The sequence below is a fragment of the Streptomyces huasconensis genome, from assembly GCF_021028635.1.
Lineage (GTDB): Bacteria > Actinomycetota > Actinomycetes > Streptomycetales > Streptomycetaceae > Streptomyces > Streptomyces huasconensis.
In genome coordinates, this window is record NZ_CP086119.1 from 272,807 (window position 1) to 291,592 (window position 18,786).

At 72.7% G+C, this 18,786-nt stretch carries 16 protein-coding genes; 8 read left to right on the forward strand and 8 right to left on the reverse strand.

What is annotated here, in order from left to right; all coding sequences use genetic code 11:
- From J2N69_RS01095 to J2N69_RS01120, 6 genes are read right to left on the reverse strand one after another with little or no spacing between them, the layout of a single operon-like run.
- Complete coding sequence (locus J2N69_RS01095; protein WP_230898992.1) at positions 1 to 822, reverse strand: alpha/beta hydrolase; 822 nt, start codon at positions 820 to 822, stop codon at positions 1 to 3.
- Positions 804 to 2,492, reverse strand: a complete 1,689-nt coding sequence (locus tag J2N69_RS01100; RefSeq protein ID WP_230898993.1) for an amino acid adenylation domain-containing protein — start codon at positions 2,490 to 2,492, stop codon at positions 804 to 806. Before J2N69_RS01100 ends, J2N69_RS01095 begins: the two co-directional genes overlap by 19 nt.
- Positions 2,476 to 3,699 carry an acyl-CoA dehydrogenase family protein gene (locus tag J2N69_RS01105; protein ID WP_230898994.1) on the reverse strand — a complete coding sequence of 408 codons (1,224 nt, stop codon included), beginning with the start codon at positions 3,697 to 3,699 and terminating at the stop codon, positions 2,476 to 2,478. The genes J2N69_RS01100 and J2N69_RS01105 overlap by 17 nt, the downstream gene beginning before the upstream one ends.
- Positions 3,696 to 5,087 (reverse strand): TrpB-like pyridoxal phosphate-dependent enzyme, encoded by a 1,392-nt coding sequence (locus tag J2N69_RS01110; RefSeq protein WP_230898995.1) that lies wholly within the window; start codon positions 5,085 to 5,087, stop codon positions 3,696 to 3,698. The genes J2N69_RS01105 and J2N69_RS01110 overlap by 4 nt, the downstream gene beginning before the upstream one ends.
- On the reverse strand, positions 5,084 to 5,371 hold the full coding sequence (locus tag J2N69_RS01115; RefSeq protein ID WP_230898996.1) for a phosphopantetheine-binding protein: 288 nt from the start codon (positions 5,369 to 5,371) through the stop codon (positions 5,084 to 5,086). Before J2N69_RS01115 ends, J2N69_RS01110 begins: the two co-directional genes overlap by 4 nt.
- Before the next feature lie 17 nt (positions 5,372 to 5,388).
- A complete protein-coding gene (locus J2N69_RS01120) occupies positions 5,389 to 6,168 on the reverse strand; it encodes a thioesterase II family protein (protein ID WP_230898997.1) in 780 nt (259 codons plus the stop codon).
- 321 nt (positions 6,169 to 6,489) lie between these two features.
- Here J2N69_RS01120 and J2N69_RS01125 point away from each other — a divergent pair, with 321 nt between their 5' ends.
- The 7 genes from J2N69_RS01125 to J2N69_RS01155 are packed head-to-tail and all read left to right on the forward strand — an operon-like array spanning position 6,490 to position 14,489.
- A complete protein-coding gene (locus tag J2N69_RS01125; RefSeq protein ID WP_230898998.1) occupies positions 6,490 to 7,524 on the forward strand; it encodes a terpene synthase family protein in 1,035 nt (344 codons plus the stop codon).
- Positions 7,525 to 7,563: 39 nt separating this feature from the next.
- On the forward strand, positions 7,564 to 8,481 hold the full coding sequence (locus tag J2N69_RS01130; RefSeq protein WP_230898999.1) for an oxygenase MpaB family protein: 918 nt from the start codon (positions 7,564 to 7,566) through the stop codon (positions 8,479 to 8,481).
- Positions 8,482 to 8,488: 7 nt separating this feature from the next.
- Entirely contained in the window at positions 8,489 to 9,520 is a 1,032-nt protein-coding gene (locus J2N69_RS01135; protein WP_230899000.1) for a cysteine synthase family protein, read from the forward strand.
- Positions 9,517 to 10,548: an ornithine cyclodeaminase gene (locus J2N69_RS01140; RefSeq protein WP_230899001.1), complete on the forward strand. Its 1,032-nt coding sequence runs from the start codon at positions 9,517 to 9,519 to the stop codon at positions 10,546 to 10,548. Before J2N69_RS01135 ends, J2N69_RS01140 begins: the two co-directional genes overlap by 4 nt.
- A gap of 18 nt (positions 10,549 to 10,566) precedes the next feature.
- Positions 10,567 to 11,763, forward strand: coding sequence for a CaiB/BaiF CoA transferase family protein (locus J2N69_RS01145; protein ID WP_230899002.1), 1,197 nt, complete (start codon positions 10,567 to 10,569; stop codon positions 11,761 to 11,763).
- Between the two features lie 20 nt (positions 11,764 to 11,783).
- Entirely contained in the window at positions 11,784 to 13,418 is a 1,635-nt protein-coding gene (locus J2N69_RS01150) for an AMP-binding protein (RefSeq protein ID WP_230899003.1), read from the forward strand.
- A 21-nt stretch (positions 13,419 to 13,439) separates the two neighbouring features.
- Positions 13,440 to 14,489, forward strand: a complete 1,050-nt coding sequence (locus J2N69_RS01155; RefSeq protein WP_230899004.1) for an LLM class F420-dependent oxidoreductase — start codon at positions 13,440 to 13,442, stop codon at positions 14,487 to 14,489.
- Positions 14,490 to 14,546: 57 nt separating this feature from the next.
- Here the strand turns inward: J2N69_RS01155 and J2N69_RS01160 are convergent, their stop codons facing one another.
- On the reverse strand, positions 14,547 to 15,158 hold the full coding sequence (locus tag J2N69_RS01160; protein WP_230899005.1) for a DUF6875 domain-containing protein: 612 nt from the start codon (positions 15,156 to 15,158) through the stop codon (positions 14,547 to 14,549).
- Positions 15,159 to 15,401: 243 nt separating this feature from the next.
- On the opposite strand from J2N69_RS01160, the gene J2N69_RS01165 reads away from it, so the two are divergent.
- Entirely contained in the window at positions 15,402 to 17,480 is a 2,079-nt protein-coding gene (locus tag J2N69_RS01165; RefSeq protein ID WP_230899006.1) for a BTAD domain-containing putative transcriptional regulator, read from the forward strand.
- A gap of 24 nt (positions 17,481 to 17,504) precedes the next feature.
- On the opposite strand, the gene J2N69_RS01170 is transcribed toward J2N69_RS01165, so the two are convergent.
- The gene (locus tag J2N69_RS01170; protein ID WP_230899007.1) at positions 17,505 to 18,725 is read right to left on the reverse strand and encodes a cytochrome P450; all 1,221 of its coding nucleotides are present in this window, start codon (positions 18,723 to 18,725) and stop codon (positions 17,505 to 17,507) included.
- Between the last annotated feature and the right edge of the window lie 61 nt (positions 18,726 to 18,786).

The window sequence follows — 18,786 nt, forward strand, 5'->3', positions numbered from 1 at the left end:
TCACAGTTGTTCCACAGCAGTCGCTCCTGAAAGATGACGCGTCACGAAGGCCAGCGACGCGGGCAGCGCGCGGTTCACGAAGTCCCAGTCGTGGCCGCCCCGCCGCTCGTGGTACTCCGGCCGCCAGCCCCGCTCGCGCAGCGCGTCGCGTGTGCGGCGGTTCATCCCGAGGACGCGGGCGTGGTCGCCGCTGCCCACGTCGAGGTAGAGGGCCGGGCGGGGGCCGTCGTGCGGCCCGTCGGCCAGCCGGCGCGGGTCGTAGAACCGGCGGGTGGCGCTGCCCGGCGGGCCCCAGACCCGCTCGTGGACTTCCCGCGTGGGCATGGCGAAGCCGGGGTCCCCGCGGAACGCGGCGTACGGGTCGCCGACGCGCGTGCCCGCCTCGAAGGCACCGGCGTGCGCGGCGGCCGCGCCGAAGAGCCCGCGGTGTCGCAGCGCGAGGAACAGCGCGGCGGCGCCTCCCATGGAGAACCCGCCGACCGCCTGGCCCTCGCGGCGGCCGACCGTGTTGAACTCGTCGTTGACGCGGGCCAGCAGGTCCTGGACGAGGTAGTCCTCGTACCGCTGCCCGGCGTGGTCGTTGATGAACCAGCGGCGGCCGCTCTCCGGCAGGATGACGATCAGCCGGCTGCCCGCCAGGGCCCGGCACAGCACGGAACGGCGCAGCCAGGTGTCCCGCCCGCCGCCGTAGCCGTGCAGGAGGTACAGCACGGGGTGGGCGGGGCCGCGCTCGGTGTAGGTGTCGGGCAGCACGACGTTCACGCGCTTGGCGCGGCCGAGGGCCCGGCTCGGCCAGCACGGGGTCAGGACTCGGGTGGGCACGGCCCCTCCTCGCTCCGGGCGGCCGCGTCGGCGAGCGCCCTGCGGTCGGCCTTGCCCGTGGACGTACGGGGCAGACCGTCCACGACGGCGAAGCGGGCCGGGACCATGTAGCGCGGCAGGGTCAGGGCGCAGTGGTGGCGCAGCCGTGCCTCGTCGGCGGACGCCCCGGACCGCGGCACCACGAACGCCTCCAGGCGTACGTCGTCCTCCTCCGCCCCGACGGCCACGCAGACCGCCTCGTGGACCTCGGGCAGGGCGAGGAGCGTCGCCTCGATCTCCCCCGGCTCGATCCGGTAGCCGCGGACCTTGACCATGTGGTCGCGCCGTCCGGCGAACGTGTAGGTGCCCGCTCCGTCGGACCTGACGATGTCTCCGGTCCGGTGGACCGGGGCGGGTTCGGCGGGCGGGCCCGCGGGAGTCCAGTAGCCGAGCATCACCGAGTCGCCGCCGACCGCGAGTTCGCCCTCGGCGCCCGCTGAGTCCGGCACGACCCGGCCGTTGGCGTCGAGCACGGTGGTGGTCGCGTACGGGCAGGGGGTGCCGATGGGGGGCGGCGCGACGCGGTCGGGTGCCAGGTCGGCGTCGGTGACCCGGTGGAAGGTGCAGACGTTGGTCTCGGTCGGCCCGTAGAGGTTGTACAGCTCCGCGCCGGGGAGCGCGCCGCGCAGTCTCCTGAGGTGTTTGAGCGGGAACGGCTCACCCGCGAACAGCACCGTCCGCAGCCCGCTGGAGGCGAGTTCGGCGCTGTTGCGCGCGTCGAGCATCCGCACCAGCGCGCCCGGCACCGAGTACCAGACGCTGATCTTCTCGGCGACCACGAGCCGGTTCAGCGCCATGCCGAGGGCCTTGTGGTTCTCGGGGACGAGGACGAGACAGGCTCCGGTGGCCGCCGCCGCGAAGAGGTCGAGGACCGACAGGTCGAAGTGGACGGGTGCGTGGGAGGCGAGCCGGTCCTCGGAGGTGACGCGGAACTCCTCGACGGCCCAGTCGACGAAGGCGCGGGCGTTGCGGTGGGAGAGCATGACGCCCTTGGGGACGCCGGTCGAACCGGAGGTGTAGAGGATGTAGGCCAGGTCGCCCGGGGTCACGGGGGTGGGCCGGAACCCCGCGGGAACGGGCCGCAGGGCCGCCCGGGCCCAGCCGAGGCGCGGGAGGACGGCGGCGGGCGGTGCGGCGGAGTCCGCGGCCTGCCGGTCCACGGTGTCCACGGTGTCCTCGGAATCGCCGGTGTCCTCGGCGGTTTCGCCGTCGACGACCACGACGAGCCGTACGGCGGCCGACCAGTCCCCCGTGCCCGGCCGTTCCCCGCCCGGCCCCCGTGCGTCCGGCGCGAGCAGGTCGAGGCGGCCGCGGTCCGTGATGAGGCAGGCCACGGCGCAGTCCTTGAGGAGGTACGCGGCACGGGCCGGCGGCACCGCCGGGTCGACCGGCACGTACGCGGCGCCGCACTTGAGCACGGCGTGGACGGCCACGACGGTCTCCACCGACTTGCCCAGCCACAGCCCGACCCGGTCGCCGCGCACCACGCCCGCCTCGCGCATCGTGGCGGCGAGGGCGCTGCTGGCGCGGTCGAGACCGGCGTAGTCGAGGGAGCGGCCGCGCAGTCTGACCGCCTCGCCCGTGGGGTGCTCGGCCGCCGAGCGCGCCAGGGCGTCAACGAGCGTCGGCACGCCGCTCACCCCCGGCCCCGGTAGTGGCCGGTCGCCGCGGCGGCTGCGTGCGGCGTGCCCGGGCCGTGATGCCCATCTTCTCGGCCATCAGCACCCGTTGGAGGTCGGAGGTGCCCGAGGAGATGCGGGTGCCCAGGGCGTCACGGAGGTTGCGCTCGATGTCCGTGCCGGTGGTGTAGCCGAGCCCGCCGTACACCTGCATGGCGTCGAGGAAGGTGGCCACGGCCGCTTCGCTGGTGGTGAGTTTCGCCGCCTCGGGGGCGTACGAGGCGTCCGCGCCGCCCAGCTGCGAGGCCGCCCGGTGCGTCAGCAGCCGTGCCGCGTCCAGCCTGAGCTGCATGTCGACGATCCGGTGCGCGACCGCCTCGAAGCGGCCGATGTTCTTGCCGAACTGGCTGCGGCTCCTGGCGTACTGCACGCACTGCTCGATCTGGCGCCGCATCGTGCCGAGCAGCGGGGCCAGGATGAGCGAGCGCTCCCAGGCCATCGCCCGGGCGAGGATGCGCGAGCCCTGCTTCTCGGCGCCGAGCCGGGCGCCCGCCGGGACACGGCAGTCGCGGAGGGTGATCTCTCCCCACGGCGAGGTGCGCATCCCCGTCTTCTCGAACCGGCTCTCCACGGTCAGTCCCTCGGTGTCCCGGTCGACGAGGAACGCGGTCACGCCGGTGAACCCGAGAGCCGGGTTGACTGTGGCGTAGACGAGGGTGACGTCGGCGATCGGCGCGTTGGTGACGAACCGCTTGGTGCCGTCGAGCACATAGCCGTCCCCGTCGCGGCGGGCCCGGGCCGTGAGCGCCATGGCGTCGGAGCCGGCCTCCTGCTCGGTGAGCGCGTGGGCGCCGACCATCCGGCCGTCGCACAGCGCGGGCAGGTAGCGCTCCTTCTGTTCCTCGGTACCGAACTCCAGGACCGGGATCTCGACCGCCCAGATGTGCGCGCCGAGGGAGAGCAACAGGCCGTTGTCCCGGCAGCCGTGGCCGAGGCCCTCCATGGCGACGGCGCAGCTCAGCGGATCGAGGCCGAGCCCGCCGTACGCCGTCGGCAGGGGCAGGGCGAGGATGCCGGCCCGCGCGCACCGCTCCCAGTCGCCCGGCTGGAGGCGGTGGCTGCGCTCCCGTGCCTCGACGTCCGCGCCCAGCCGTGCGGCGCCCAGGTCGCGCAGCCGCCCGGCGAGAGCGAGTTGCTCCTCGGTGGGGCTGAGGTTCATGAGGCCGCGCCGGCGGGCTCGGTGTCCGGGAGGGCTGCCAGCGAGGCGGCGATCTGCTCGTCGGTGGCGGTGTGGTCCTTGAGCGTGCCGGCGAGGTACTGGTCGTAGGCGGACAGGTCGAGCATGCCGTGGCCGCTGATGTTGCACAGGATGACGGTGGAGCGGCGCTCCTCGCGGGCCCGCAGCGCCTCGTCGATCACGCCGCGGACGGCGTGCGCGGACTCGGGGGCGGGCACGAGGTTCTCGGTGCGGGCGAAGAGGGCGCCCGCCTCGAACGCGGCGTTCTGCCCGACGGCCACGGCCTCCATGCGCCCGTGCCGGTGCAGCAGGCTGACCAGGGGCGCGGCCCCGTGGTAGCGCAGTCCGCCGGCGTGCACCCCGGGGGCGACATACGTGTGCCCCAGGGTGTACATCTTCGTCATCGGTGTGGTGCCGGAGTAGTCGTTGTAGTCCCAGGCGTAGCGCCCTCGGGTCATCTTCGGGCAGGCCTCCGGCTCCACGGCGACCAGCCGGGTGGCCGCCCCGGTGCGCAGCTTCTCCCGGTAGAAGGGGAAGGCCAGTCCGGCGAAGTTGCTGCCCGCGCCCATCGAGGCGATGACCACGTCGGGGAACTCCCCCGCCATCTCCATCTGGCGCAGCGCCTCTTCGCCGATGACGGTCTGGTGGAGCAGTACGTGGTTCTCGCCGCTGCCGACGGCGAAGCGTCCGCCCGGCACGGACCGGGCGTGCTCGATCGCCTCGGCGTTGGCGATGGCGAGGCTTCCCTCGCTGTCGGGGGTGGCGGCGAGCAGGGCGCGGCCCGCCTCGGTGGTGCCGCTCGGGCTCGGGATCACCCGGGCTCCGTTGAGTTCCATGAGCACGCGGCGGTACGGCTTCTGCTCGAAGCTGCACCGGACCATGAAGACCGTGCAGCCGAGGCCGATCGCCTGGCAGGCCATCGACAGGGCGGTGCCCCACTGCCCGGCCCCGGTGCCCGTGGTCAGTTCCTGTACGCCCGCCTTCTTGTAGTAATACGCCTGCGCCAGCGCGGAGTTGAGCTTGTGGCTGCCGGCCGCGTTGGCGCCCTCGTACTTGTAGTAGATGTGCGCGGGGGTGTCCAGGGCCCGCTCCAGCGCGTGGGCGCGCACCAGCGGGGTCGGGCGCCAGCGCTGGTACTGCCGGCGCACCTCGTCGGGGATCTCGACGTGGCGCCTGCCGCCGACGCTGTCCCGGTACATGGACAGGGGCAGGTTCGGCGCCTGCCGGTCGGCGGCGGCCGTGGGTGCGTTCGGGGCGGGACGCGCCTTGCGCACGCCCTCGGTCGGGACGTCGAGGTCGGCCAGGATGTTGTACCAGTGGGTGGGTACGTCGCTCTCGTCCAGCAGGTACTGGTTGCGGTCCGCTGTCACGCGCCGGCCTCCGAACGGTTCTCCCGCACCTGCCGGGACACCAGGCCGATGAGGTCGCCGACGGTCTCCAGATCCGCTTCCATGACGTCCTCGTCGTCGATCTGGCCGCCGAACTCGTCCTCGACCGCCAGCAGCAGTTGCAACAGGTTCAGGGAATCGAGCTGAATGGTCGGGGAGTAGAGCGACATTCCGTCCTTGATCTCCTCCGGACTCAGCCGAAGGTCGAGCACGTCCACCATGAGCTTCCGTACGACGCCCGCCAATTCGTGGTCATTGCTTTCCATCGTGGGTTCCCTTCGCACTACCGGGCGCGGACCGAAGTCAGCCGTGCAGCGATATCGGCGACGAGTTCCGCCTGCCGATCCTGCAGATAGAAATGACCGCCGGGAAGTGAGCGCGCCGTGAATTCCGCCGCGGTGAGGTCACGCCATGCCTGGATGTCGCCGAGGGAGACCTCTGGGTCGGCATCGCCCACGTACGCCGTCACCGGAATGTCCACCCGGTGCGCCTGGGTGCGCCGGTAGTTCCGGATGAGCCGCATGTCGGACCGCAGTGAGGGAATCACGAGTTGCCGCAGGTCAGGGTCGGCGAACACCTCCTCCTCCACGCCTCCGAGGGCGCGCAGCCCCGCCAGCAGGCCCTCGTCGTCCCGCAGATGCAGGTCCTGGCCCTCGCTCCGGCGCAGCGGTGAGGCCTGTCCGGACACAAACAGCGCGACTGGGCGCATCTGGTGACGGAATATCAGGCGTAGTGCGACCTCGTAGGCCACGCTCGCGCCCATGCTGTGCCCGAACAGCGCCAGCGGCCGGTCGGCCAGGGGCAGCAGTGCCCGCGTGATGTGGTCGGCCAGCGTGCCCATCTCCGTCACGCACGGTTCGCCGAACCGCTCCTGGCGGCCCGGGTACTGCACGGCGACCAGCTCCACGTCGGCGGGCAGGTCCCCGGTCCAGGCGTGGTAGGCGCCCGCCGTGCCCCCCGCGTGCGGCAGGCAGACGAGTCGGACCCGGGGCGCCGGTACCGGCTCGAACCGCTTGAGCCAGGCGCTTTCGGAACGCTGAGCGGGAATTGCGGATGAGGACACTGGTCGCCTCTCCATCGGGCGGCAAACAACCGTCGTTCACTTCCGAATCGGCACCCTAGCCTGTTCTTCGAGCGGCGTCACCGCCCTTTGTGACAGGGGCAGTTGGCCGTACAGATTGCTTCCAGTCCCGGGCACAGTGCTCCCGTAGGCTGTCATCGCCCCGCATGGAATCTCTCGCCGGAATTCCGATTGCGGGGGCGTGTGGCGCATCCGCGGACGCGGACCGGTTCACCTTTTCGGAATTGCTTCTCCCCGGTGCCGCCCGTGCCTGCCCGTTCCGCCGCTGTCCTCTCTGTCCGCTCCTTCGACCCCGGAGTCATCGTGACCCTCCGAATGCCCCAGATCCGGGTGGACTTCGCCACGGAGATCAGCCCTTTCCGGGACCAGGTGGAGGTGAGCACCCGGGCGTTCGTCCGGCGGTTCGGCCTCGTGCCCGACGAGGTGGCCCGCCGGCATCACGAGCGGTCGCTGCTCGGCACCCTGATGGCGCGCGCCTATCCGCACGCGGGCCACACCGAACTGGCCCTGGTCACCGACTGGATCAGCTGCATGCTGGTGCTGGACGACCAGTTCGACGAGACGGACCTCGGCAAGGACCCCGAGCGGCTGCGCGCGGTGTGCCGCGAGGTGCTCGGCTGGCTCACCCCGGACGGGTCCGTCGCCGACGCCCCGCCCGGCACGGCAGGACACCCCGCGGAGCACTCGGTGATCACGGCCTTCCGCCCCGCCTTCGCCGACCTGTGGCGCCGCACCCGTCCGTATGTCTCCGACACGTGGCGGACCCGGTTCGCCGGGCACATCGGCGCGTTCTTCGACACCTGCGCCTGGGAGGCCGAGAACCGGCTCTCGGGACGCACGCCGGAGCCGGCCGAGTACATCGCGATGCGCGGTCGCGCCCTCATGCCGTACCTGGATCTCATCGAGGTCACCACCCACTTCGAGATCCCGCCGGAGATCTACCGTCTGCCGGTGTTCACCGAGTTGAACCAGTCGCTCTCCGACGCCGACCTGTGGACGAACGACCTCTTCTCGTGTGAGAAGGAGGCCCTGCTGGGCGACCCGCACAACCTGGTGGCCGTCCACCGGCACGCCCACGGCACCGGCCTGCAGGCCGCCGTCGACGCGGTGGGCGAGATGGTGCAGGACCGCGTCACCACCTTCACCGGCCTCAGCCGTACGTTCCCCGACGCGGCGCTGCGGGACTCCCTCGACCCCTCGCTGCTCGCTCCGCTGGCCCGGCACGTCACGGGCCTGCGCAGCTGGCTGACGGGCCAGCTCCAGTGGCGCTACGAGACCCGCCGCTTCGACCCCACGCGCCCCGAAGTGACCAGCGCCGCCGGAGCCACCCCGCTGTAGTCCACGGCCCCCACCACACGATCCGGATCGAGGAGCGTCATGCGGAACCGGTATGCCACCGTTGAGTACCTGCGGTCCCTCGACCCGAAGGCGGACCACGAGACGATCCACCGCACCTCCTGCGACCGGGAGTTCCCCTGGGACTACGGCCGGGGCCTGGAGGTGGCCATCTGGCGGACCTGCTGCATACCGAGCATCTCCGAACTCCTGGACGGGACGGGCGAGTTCGCGCGGCGGGCGCAGAAGCGCTACGACGACACACGCATCCTGCTCGGCGAGATCGTGCACCACGGCTACGCCTCGGAGCGGGGCCGGCAGGCCCTGCGCCAGATCAACCTCGCGCACCGCCGCTACTCGATCTCCAACGACGACATGCTGTACGTCCTGTCCACGTTCGTCTTCGAGCCCATCCGGTGGATCGACCGCTGGGCCTGGCGCCGGACCATCGAGACGGAGCGGCTGTCCGCCTTCTACTTCTACCGGGAGGTGGGGGCCCGCATGAACATCCAGGACCTGCCCAGCGAGTACACGGAGTTCGAGCGGTTCAACGCGGAGTACGAGCGGGCGAACTTCCGGCTGACCCCGAGCAGCGCACGCGTCGGTGCCGCCGTCATGCGGCTGTACTCCTCGTGGTATCCGCGTCCCGTCTCCGACCTGGTGGCCGCCACGCTGCCGTGCCGGCTCGACACCACCGCCCGGCAGGCGCTGGGCATTCGGCGGGCGCCCGGCCCGGCCCGGGCCCTGCACCGGATCGGGCTGCACGCCCACGCGCGGGCCGAACGGGCGGCGCCCGCGCTGATGGCGCGGCTCATGACGCGACCGACGGCGAGGACGTACCCGGGCTATCCGCGCGGCTACCGGATCAGCGACATCGGTCCCGAGCACACGCGGGCGCCGCACCAGGAGGGCCCCCTCGCCCTCGGCCCGGCCTCCTCCGCCGAGAACCATGAGGGCTGACCGGACCGTGCCCCACCCCCCGACTCCTCTGCTGCCCGTCCGGGTTCCCCTGCCCGGGCGGTCCTTGCGGCTGTGGCTCAAGCTGGAGTCGCTCGGCCCCTACGGTTCCATCAAGGCGCGCACCGCCGAGGCGCTGCTCGACGCGCTGGAGGAGGCCGGCCGGCTGCGTCCCGGGGACCGGGTGGTGGAGTCCACCTCGGGGAACCTCGGCATCGCGCTCGCCGGGCTGTGCGCCTCCCGCGGCTACCGGTGCACCCTCGTCGTCGAGCCCAGCACCCCGCGCGCGAGCGTCGCGCTGATGACGGAGTACGGCGCGGACGTGGTGACCGTCCCCGAACAGCCGTCCGGACGCACGCTCGACGCCCGGCTGGCAGCGGTCCGCGACATCCTGCGCCGGGACGGCACCGCCGTGTGGACCGATCAGTACGGGAGCAGCGCCAACCCTCGCGTCCACACCACCGGGACCGCCGTGGAGCTGGCCGGCGCCGCCCCTGACGCGGGCTTCGACGCGGTCGCCGTGGCGGTCTCCACGGGCGGGACGCTGGCCGGGGTGGCCGACTACTTCCGGGCGCACCGGCCCACGACCCGGATCATCGCGGTGGACGCCGTGGGGTCGGCGGCGCTGGGCGGGGCGGCGGCGCACCGCCCGGACAAGCTCGCCGGGTTCGGCTCCGGCCGTGCCTCGCGGTTCGTGGCGCGTCACCACTGGGACCGCCGGGTGCGCATCCGCGACCTGGACGCCGTCGCGGCCTGCGCGCGCATCCGGGACCGGACCGGCCTGTCGCTCGGCGGCAGCGCGGGCGCCTCGGTGCTCGCCGCCGTCATAGATGCGGCCGGGCATCCGGCAACGGCCGACGCCGCCTGCGTCTGCCCGGACGGCGGCGACAAGTACCCGCAGCTCACCGGTGTCGTGGCCCGGGACCCGGCAGGGGCCACCGCCGAGGTCGCGGCGGCACTCGACGCCCTGGGGCACACCCGCCGCGACGCGTTCGCGCACCCCGGCACATCCCCGGTCACCGAAGGAGTGGCGAAGCCATGACCGCGCATACCCCGCCTCCGATCACCTACCTCGCGAGCGCCGATGTGGCACGCGTCTGCGCCGAGTTGTCCGTCGTGGACCTGGTGCGCGAGACGCTGCTCGCCGTACGGGCGGGCAAGGCCGGGCTGACCCCCGAGGCCGCCCTGCGGTGGACCACGCCCTCGGGTGCCTCCGCCCGGAGCCTGATCCTGCCGGGCTGGGCGGGCGACAGCTACGGCTGCAAGATCATCAACGCCTCGCTGGGCAACCAGGCGCTCGGGCTGCCGCGGGCCGCGGGGCTGATCGTGCTCGACGACCCCGAGACGGCCCGGCCGCTGTGCATCATGGAGGGCGCCCTGATCAGCGCGCTGCGGACGGCCGGTGTCTCGCTCGCCGCGGTGGGCGCGGTCCGTGACCTCGCGGGGATCGGCCGGGTGGCCTTCCTCGGCTGCGGCCGCCAGGCCGAGGTCCATCTCGGGCTGTTGGCGCCCGGCGCTCCCGGGCTGCGGGAGGTGGTGCTGTACGACCGGGACGGCGCCCGCGCGGAGCAGGCCGCCGCCACCTGGGCCGCCGCGCGACCGGGGGTGACGGTCTCGGTGGCCGACCGTCCCGAGGAGGCGGTGTCCCGCGCCGAGCTGACGTTCGCGGTGACCACCACGACCGAGCCGTACGTCGAGCTCGACTGGGTGCCCGAGGGCGGCACCTTCGTCAACGTCTCCCTCGACGACGCGGCCGAGAGCCTGCTGCTCGGCTGCGACCACCTCTTCGTCGACGACTGGCAGCTGGTCGCCGAGGACGACCACCGCCTCCTGGGCGTGCTCGCGGGCGAAGGCCGGGTCACCGCTCCCGGCACGCGTGCCCCCGACGGCGGCCGGTCCGTCGACGCCGCCCTCCCCGACCTGCTCGCGGGCGCCTACCGACGGCAGGTGGGCGCCCGGGACCGCGTGGTGATCAACCCGTTCGGCATGGGCGTGCACGACATCGCGGTGGCCGCCGCCGTGCACGCCAGGGCGGTTGCCCTGGGCCTCGGCACACGGCTGCCGCACTGAACTGGACGGGGGAAAGCCATGGATGACGCGACGCCAGGAGCGGCCGGGCCCACGGGGCCGGCGGGGTGGCCCGGCCTGGCCGGGCTGCGGGTGCTGGACCTGTCCCGCCTCCTGCCCGGCGGTTTCGCCACGCTGCTGCTGGCCGACCTCGGCGCCGACGTGATCAAGGTCGAGAGCCCTGACGGCGGCGACTACGGCAGACTCGTCGACCCCGACACGTTCGCCGCGCTCAACCGCAACAAGCGGTCGGTGATCCTCGACCTCCGGCAGCCCGAGGGCCGCGACACGCTGCTGCGGCTGGTCGCGCGCAGCGACGCCGTCGTGGAGAGCCACCGGCCGGGCGTCCTGGAGAAGCTGGGGCTCGGCTACGCGCGGCTGCGCGCCGCCAACCGCCGGATCGTGCTCTGCTCGATCAGCGGCTTCGGCCAGAGCGGGCCGTACGCATCGCGCCCCGGCCACGACCTCAACTTCCTCGCCCTGTCCGGCTTCTTCGCGGTGCCGCACCGCGCGGTGGGCCCGGTGGACCGGGTCGGTGTCCGGGTCGCCGACACGGCGGGCGCGATGTACGCGGCGCTCGCCACGGCCGTGGCGGTCTTCGGGGCCCGGGCCACGGGCGAGGGCCAGCACCTCGACGTCTCCCTGCACGAGGCCGCGGCCGCCTGGGCGGCGCCGTTCGCCCTGTCGCGGCACGGTCGCGCGGGGCCGGGTGGCAACCCGCTGGTCACCGGGGACAACGACGTGTTCGTCCTGGCCTGCGGCCGGCGGCTCACCCTGGCCACCTTCGAGGACAAGTTCTGGATCGCCTTCCGGCAGCGGTTCGCCGGGCGGTTCCCCGCCCTCGCCGACGACGCGTACGACCGGCGGGCCGACCGCACCCGCGCCAAGGAGAAGGTCCGGGCGCTGCTCGCGGACGTGTTCGCACGGCACGACCTCGCGTGGTGGTCGGCCGCCCTCTCCGGTCTCGACGTGCCCTGGGCCCCGGTCCACGAGTCGGCGGAGGAGTTCCTCGCCGACGAACACGTGGTGGCCCGCGGCCTCGTCGGCACCGTTCCCGGGCCGCCCGGCAACGACCCGCGGCCCCAGGTCCGCTTCCCCGTGCTCTTCGGGTCGGGCCTGGACTCGCTGCGGGGCGCCGCTCCCGCGCACGGAGAGCACACCGCCGAGGTGCTGGCGGAGATCGACGCCGCAGACCGACGACATGAGGAGCCACAGTGACCGGCCGAACCGTACGGGCAGTGAACGGGAGCCGGCCACCGCGCGCCGGCTCGGTCCGGCGCGCGGACGGGCGTGGCCCGCTCGCCGACCGGACCATCGGCGCCCTGCTCCGGGAGACCGTGGCCCGCCGTCCGGACGCCGTCGCCCTGCGCGGCGTCCCGGACGGCGGCGGCCCGCCCCGGCAGTGGACGTACGCGGAGCTGTTCGCCGAGGCGCGGAGCGTCGCGTCCGGCATCCTCGCCCGGGTCCCGCGCGGCAGCCGGGTCGCCATCTGGGCGCCCAACGTCCCCGAGTGGCCCGTGTTCGCGTACGCGGCGGCGCTCGCCGGGGTGACCCTGGTGACCCTCAACCCGGCGTTCCGCGCCGCCGACCTGACGCACGCCCTCGGTGTCAGCGAGGTCCAGATGCTGGTCCACGCCGACCGCAGCCGCGCGTACGACATGGCGGCCGTGGTGTCGTCGGTCGCCGCCACACTGCCGCGGCTGCGCCATGTCGTCTCCCTCGGCGACTGGGACCAGCTCAAGGAGGGTGGGCCGCTGCCCGGGGAGCACGGGCCGGACCCGGCCGCGCCGGCCCAGATCCAGTTCACCTCGGGGACCACGGGCGCCCCGAAGGCCGTCCTCCTCTCGCACCGTGCCGTGGTGAACGTCCCCCGGCTCACATTCGAGGCGCTCGGGGTGCGGCCCGGCGCGACGGTCGTCAGCCCGCTCCCCATGTTCCACACCGCCGGCTGCGTCATCTCCTGTCTGGGCCCGCTCTGGCGCGGCGGCACGTTCGTGCTGCTCGAACGGTTCGACCCCAAGGTGCTGCTCGGCACGCTGGGCGAGGCACCCGGCGCGGTGCTCACGAGTGTTCCCACGGTGCTGAGCACGCTCAACGAGGCGGCGCGCGACGTCCCGGACCGCCCGGTGCTCTCGTCCGTCCTGACCGGGGCCGCGCCGGTCCGTCCGCAGCTCATCGCGGAGACCGAACGGCTCTTCTCCACCACCGTGTTCAACCTGTACGGCCAGACCGAGCTGGCCTCCGTCCTCACGCTCACCCGGCCCGAGGACACCGTCGAGGACAAGACCAGCACCGTCGGACGGCCGCTCCCGCACGCCGAGTGCAAGGTCGTCCACCCCGAGTCGGGCGCCGTGCAACCGCTCGGCGTCCAGGGGGAGATCTGCGCCCGCGGCTACCAGCAGATGATCGGCTACTACGGCGACCCGGCCGCCACCGCGGGCAAGGTGGACGCGGAGGGCTGGCTGCACACCGGCGACCTCGGATCGATGGATGCCACGGGGGCCCTGCGGATCGACGGGCGGATCGACGACCTGATCATCCGGGGCGGCGAGAACATCGCGCCCGCCGCCATCGAGGAGGTCCTCGCGGAGGTCCCCGGGGTGCGGGAGGCCGTGGTCGTGGGGGTCCCCGACGACGTGTGGGGCGAGGAGGTCGCCGCCGTCGTCCAGCCCGTACCGGGTGCGCGGCTTGGGCTGGCGGCGCTGCTGGCCCAGTGCGAGGGGCGGCTCACGCCGTACACGATCCCGGTCCACTGGTTCCTGGCGGCGGATCTGCCCGTGACCGCCTCCGGGAAGATCCAGCGGTTCCGCGTCGCCGAACTCGCCGCCGCCGGCCGCCTGGAACGTCTCGACAGCGGCGCCCCCACCGCCTGACCCCCGAACCCGGAGCCTCCCATGCGGATTTCCATGCAGTTGCGGTACGACGGCGACATCGTGGCCGCCGCCGAGCAGGTGGCGGAGCTCGAACGCGCCGGCCTCGACCTGATCTGGGTGCCCGAGGCCTACGGCCACGACGCCCCGAGCTTCATGGGGTTCATCGCGGCGCGCACCCGGCGGGTGGAGATCGGTTCGGGCATCATGTCCGTCTACACCCGCACGCCCGCGCTGCTCGCGATGACGGCTACCGGAGTCGACGCCCTGTCAGGCGGCCGCGCCCATCTGGGGCTTGGTACGTCCGGACCGCGCGTGGTCGAGGGGCTGCACGGAATCCCGTACCGCGAGCCGGTGGCGCGGACCCGGGAGACCATCGCGGTGCTGCGCGCCTTCTGGCGGCGCGAGAAGCCGGTGAGGTACGAGGGACGGGTGCACCGGCTGCCGTTGCCACCGGGCGAGGGCGGCGGTACGGGGCTCGGCACCGCCATGAAGCTGCTGGCCGCGCCGGTGCGGCCGGCCGTCCCCGTCTGGGTGGCGGCGCTCGGCCCGCGCAACGTCCGGATGACCGCCGAGGTCGCCGACGGCTGGCTGCCGATGTTCTTCGACCCCGAACGGTACGACGAGGTCTGGGGCGAGGACCTGCGGGCCGGGGCGGCGCGGCGGGACCCGGGCCTCGGCCCGCTGCGGATCTCCGCGGGCGGGCTGCTGGCGATCGGCCCGGACGCCGCCCGGGCCCGTGAGCTGGCCCGCGCCCAACTCGTCCTGTTCATCGGAGGGATGGGCGCGGTGGGCCACAACTACTACTACGACCTGGTCTGCCGGTACGGCTACCGGGCCCAGGCCGAGGCCGTGGCGCGGCTGTTCCGGGCCGGTGATCGCGCGGGGGCCGCGGCTGCCGTCCCGGCGGAACTCCTGGAGGCCACCACGCTGTGCGGGCCGGAGGGCTACGTGAAGGAGCGGGTGGCGGCGTACCGCGCGGCCGGGGTGACCGAACTGCAGGTGGTCCCGGTGCCCCAGGAGGGCCAGACGGAGGCCGGGTTGCTGTCACGGCTCAAGGAACTCTGCGGCTGACGGGCCCGCGTCGGGTCCGGACCCGGGTGTCCGCGCGGCCGTGGCCGCCGGCGCCTCTCAGCCGTAGCGGCGGCGGTACTCCGCCAGCTGTTCCGGGTCATCCTGCAGAAACGGCAGATCTGTGGGCACCATGTGACGTATCGCCAGCAAGGGCACGGGGCTCTTCAACGGGCGGAATTCCGGATTCCATAAGCCGCCCTTGGCCGGTGGGCCGTCATGGAACTCGCCTATCATCAGGCCATGCGAGACATAGTCCGCTTTCAGCAATACCTGGGTGTTCTCAATAATTTCGGCCACCCTGTCCGAAGGTAAGTCCGGAAAGAGCACGAGAATCGTCGTGTACTGCGCGGCGCCCCCATACTGGCGGGCGAGCTCGACGAACCAGTCACGGTATACGCGAAGCACCTCGGCGGTCTCCGCCGAGCTTTTCGGAGTCCCTGGTTCCACCGCGAGATAGAACAGGCCTCTGTTCATCGACGTCTTGACGAACGGACAGACATGCCCCTTTCGCCCTACTTCGGGGTGGGGTCGTGCGAGGTAGCTGGACGCCCACTCGACTATTTCACGTAGCGACTCCTCGTGCTTCCCGAGCCACGGAGGAAGATCATTTCGCGCGAGGTCGTCCAGCTCGACCAGGGCCGGCCGCGCACTGCTTTCGCGAATCAGCACCGCTGAGTCACTCCCACCCGGGCACGCCCACCCTGACGCTTCGCTTATAAGGGATCATCCAGCACATTCGATTTCAAAGCGGATCTTCGTCGTCCGCGCAGAAATATTTCCATGGCGCCCGGGCGTCCCGCTGGATAGACACTGGATGAACGATCTGCCTCTTCCGCAGCGTCGTACAGGCGTGTGAAATACCTAGCTGGAATGGGTGTAAGGAACGGCTGCTCGTCGACGGACGGGGATTTGATGGCGGTCCAAGGCGCACTGCACGACCAGACCGACGATCTCGGGGAGGTGGTGAGGGACGCGAGAGACAGAGCCCGGCTGAGTCAGCGGGTGGTGGCCGAGCGCTCCGGAATCAGTCTCAGAACACTGCGGGAGATCGAGAACGGCCGGGTCCGCATGCCGCGGCGGCACTCCATCCAGCGCCTGGCCGAAGTCCTCCAGGAACCCCGCCTGCTCGACCAGGCCGCCGCCAGGTCCCTCCTGGACGAGGACGCGTACGGCGAGGACGACCGGCTGATGATCCAGGTCCTCGGCCCGCTCAGCGCGGTCCGCGGCCGGAGCGTGCTCAACGCCGGCACCCCGATGCAGCAGAGCCTGCTCGGCCTGATGGCCCTGCACGCGAACGAGAGCGTCTCGCAGGCGGAGATCGTCGACGTCCTGTGGGGCGAGGCGCCTCCGAACTCCTTCAACCAGCTGGTCCATACGTATGTCTCGCGGCTGCGCGCCCTCTTGGCGAAGCACAGCGACCCGGGCTCGGACACGTCGGCCATAGTGCGCCGGAACGCGGGATACGAACTGCGCATCGGCGCCGACCAGTTGGACCTGCTGCGCTTCCGTGAACTGGCCACGGAAGCCGAGAACGCCCGGGCCGGCGGGGACCTCACCCTTGAGGTGCGGCTCCTCACGGAGCTGCTGGCCCTGTGGTCCGGCCCGGTGCTGCACGGCTCCTCGCCGCGCCTGGAGCAGCACCCCCTCGCGCTGGACGCCAACCAGCGGCAGATCACCGCCGCCCTGCGTCTCGCGGAACTCGCCGTCGCCTACGGCCAGTACGAGAAGGCCGTCGACCAGCTGCAACCCCTCGTACGGCACCATCCGCTGCACGAGGGCCTGCACGCCCAGCTGATGGTCGCGCTGGCCGGAGCCGGTCAGCAGGTCGAAGCGCTCGGCCTGTTCAGCAAGTTGGACCGCACCCTGCGGATCGACTTCGGCATCGACCCCGGACCCGAACTGCGCGCCGCCCAGCTCTCCGTACTCCGCGGCGTCAACCGCGCCGCGGAGGACAAGGCCGTTCAGGCCGCCCCGCCCCGGGCGGAGGCCGAGCGGCCGTACGGACTGCCGCCGGACACCCCGGACCTGGTGGGCCGCAGCGAGCACCATCAGGTGCTCCAGCACCTCACGCAGAGCAACGCGCCCGGCGGTCTGTTCGGCCCCTCGCCGGTCGCCTCCATCTACGGCCCGCCGGGCGTCGGCAAATCCGTCCTCGCGGTCCGCGTGGCGAACTCGTGCAGGCTGCGGTACGTGGACGGGGTGCTCTACGCCGACCTGCGCGGCGACACCGGGGCCGACTGCCACGCCTCGTACACCGTGCTGCACCGCTTCCTGCGGGCGCTGGGCATGGGCGAGGGCGAGATACCGCGCGGGCTCACCGAGCGCGTCGGCGCGTACCGCAGTCTGCTCGCCGAGCGCCGGGTCCTCGTCGTCGTGGACAACGTCGTACGGGACGAGCAGTTGCAGCCGCTGCTGCCCGGCGGGTTCACCAGCGCCCTGCTGTTCACCAGCCGGGCGCCGCTGTCCACGATCCCGGGAGCGCGGCACTTCCCGCTCTCCCTCTTCACCGCCGAGCAGTCGCTCCGGCTGCTGACCCGGATCGTGGGCGAGGAACGGGTGCTCGACGAGCGTCTGATGGCCGAGGAGATCGCCGAGCTGTGCGGCCATCTCCCGCTCGCCATCCGGATCGTGGGCCAACGCCTGGTCACCCGGCCCCACTGGTGCCTGTCCCGCATGGCCCACCGGCTCACCGACGAACGGGGCCGGCTGTCGGAACTGTCCCACGGCGAGCTGGACGTCCGGGCCCGCCTCGACGCGCACCTGGTCTCCCTGGCCGGGGCCTCCCGGCGGGCCCTCGCGGCGCTGGCGCGGGCCTGCGGGGGCTCCTTCACCCTGCGGGCCGCCGCCTCCTCGCTCGGCTGCAGCCTGGTGGCCGCCGAGGACGTCGCGGAGACCCTCGTCGACCACCAGCTCCTGGAGGGTCCGGACTCCGCGGGCCGCTACGCCTTCCCGGTGCTCACCAGGCTGCACGCCCGCGAGCGGTTCGCCTGACGCGCGCGACGCCCCGGCCGGCTCTCAGGCCGGGGCGAAGGCGACCGGCAGGGTGCTGAAGCCGTTGAGGAAGTTCGAGTGGACCCGATGCGGCTCTCCCGTGAGCTCCAACGCCGAGGCGTGGGTGCGCAGGGCGCCCAGGACGGCACCGACCTCGGCGCGCCCCAGCTGGGCCCCGATGCAGAAGTGAGGGCCGTAGCCGAAGGTGAGGTGGCGGTTGGCCGTACGGGAGAGCAGGAAGCGGTCGGGCTCCTCGAACACCTCCTCGTCCCGGTTGGCCGAGGTGTTCCAGAGCACGACGACGGAGCCGGGCCCGACCGTGCGGGGGCCGATCGTCACCTCCTCCAGCGTGGTGCGGCCGAAGTGCATGGCCGGGGTGGTCCACCGCAGCACCTCGTCCACGGCGGTGTCGGTGCCGACCTCCCCCGCGCGCAGCAGCCGCCACTGCTCCGGGTGCTCCGCCAGCGCGTGGACCGCGCCGATCATGGAGAGGCGGCTGGTCTCGTCGCCGCCGATGACGAGGCTGTAGCAGTTGAAGACGATCTCCTCCTCGGTGAGCGGCCGGCCTCCGACGGCGCCGTCCGCGAGGGCGGCGATGGCGCCCTCGCGGGGCGTCTTCCTGATGCCGTCCAGGAGGTCGAGGAAGTAGAGGAGGATCTCGTTGCGCGCGCGTACGGCGGCCTCCTCGGTGGCGTCCTCGTGCTCCGAGCTGAGCGCCGACTTGGTGAGGGTCAGCAGGTACGCCTGGTCGCTCTCCGGGACTCCCAGCAGGTGGCAGATCGTCCCCATCGGGATCTTCTCCGCCACCTCCGCCGCGAAGTCGCCTCCCCCGTCCACCACTTGGCGGACCAGCCGGTCGGCCATGTCGCGCACGCGCAGCTCCACCGACCGAAGGAACCGGGGCGAGAACGCCTTCAGCATGACGTTGCGCAGCTCCCGGTGGCGCTCGCCGTCGCTGACCGCGAGCATCATCCCCGCCGCGGAGTCGCCGCCCGCGAGCAGTGTGGTCAGCACGTTGCCGCGCTCGGAGGTGAAGCGCCGGTTGTCGCGGTAGACGCGCTGCACGTCCTCGAAGCGCGTCACCGACCAGAAGCCCGGCCGGTCCTCCCCCGGCTCCGTCCAGAACACCGGGTGCTCGGCCCGGAGCCTGCGCCACAGCTCGTACTGGTCGTGGTGCCGGAAGAACCAGGGATCGGCGAGGTCCACCGTGGTGCAGTCCTCCGGGAGCTCCCGCACACCGTTCATCCGCTTCCTCACGTGTCGCGTTCGTGGGCTCGATGGACTTGGGAGGCTAGCGGCGCGGGCG

Coding starts and splice junctions, on each gene's coding strand:
- J2N69_RS01105 (WP_230898994.1), bottom strand. CDS start 3,699: ATGAACCTCAGCCCCACCGAGGAGCAACTCGCTCTCGCCGGGCGGCTG.
- J2N69_RS01115 (WP_230898996.1), bottom strand. CDS start 5,371: ATGGAAAGCAATGACCACGAATTGGCGGGCGTCGTACGGAAGCTCATG.
- J2N69_RS01130 (WP_230898999.1), top strand. CDS start 7,564: ATGCGGAACCGGTATGCCACCGTTGAGTACCTGCGGTCCCTCGACCCG.
- J2N69_RS01140 (WP_230899001.1), top strand. CDS start 9,517: ATGACCGCGCATACCCCGCCTCCGATCACCTACCTCGCGAGCGCCGAT.
- J2N69_RS01145 (WP_230899002.1), top strand. CDS start 10,567: ATGGATGACGCGACGCCAGGAGCGGCCGGGCCCACGGGGCCGGCGGGG.
- J2N69_RS01155 (WP_230899004.1), top strand. CDS start 13,440: ATGCGGATTTCCATGCAGTTGCGGTACGACGGCGACATCGTGGCCGCC.
- J2N69_RS01165 (WP_230899006.1), top strand. CDS start 15,402: ATGGCGGTCCAAGGCGCACTGCACGACCAGACCGACGATCTCGGGGAG.
- J2N69_RS01170 (WP_230899007.1), bottom strand. CDS start 18,725: ATGAACGGTGTGCGGGAGCTCCCGGAGGACTGCACCACGGTGGACCTC.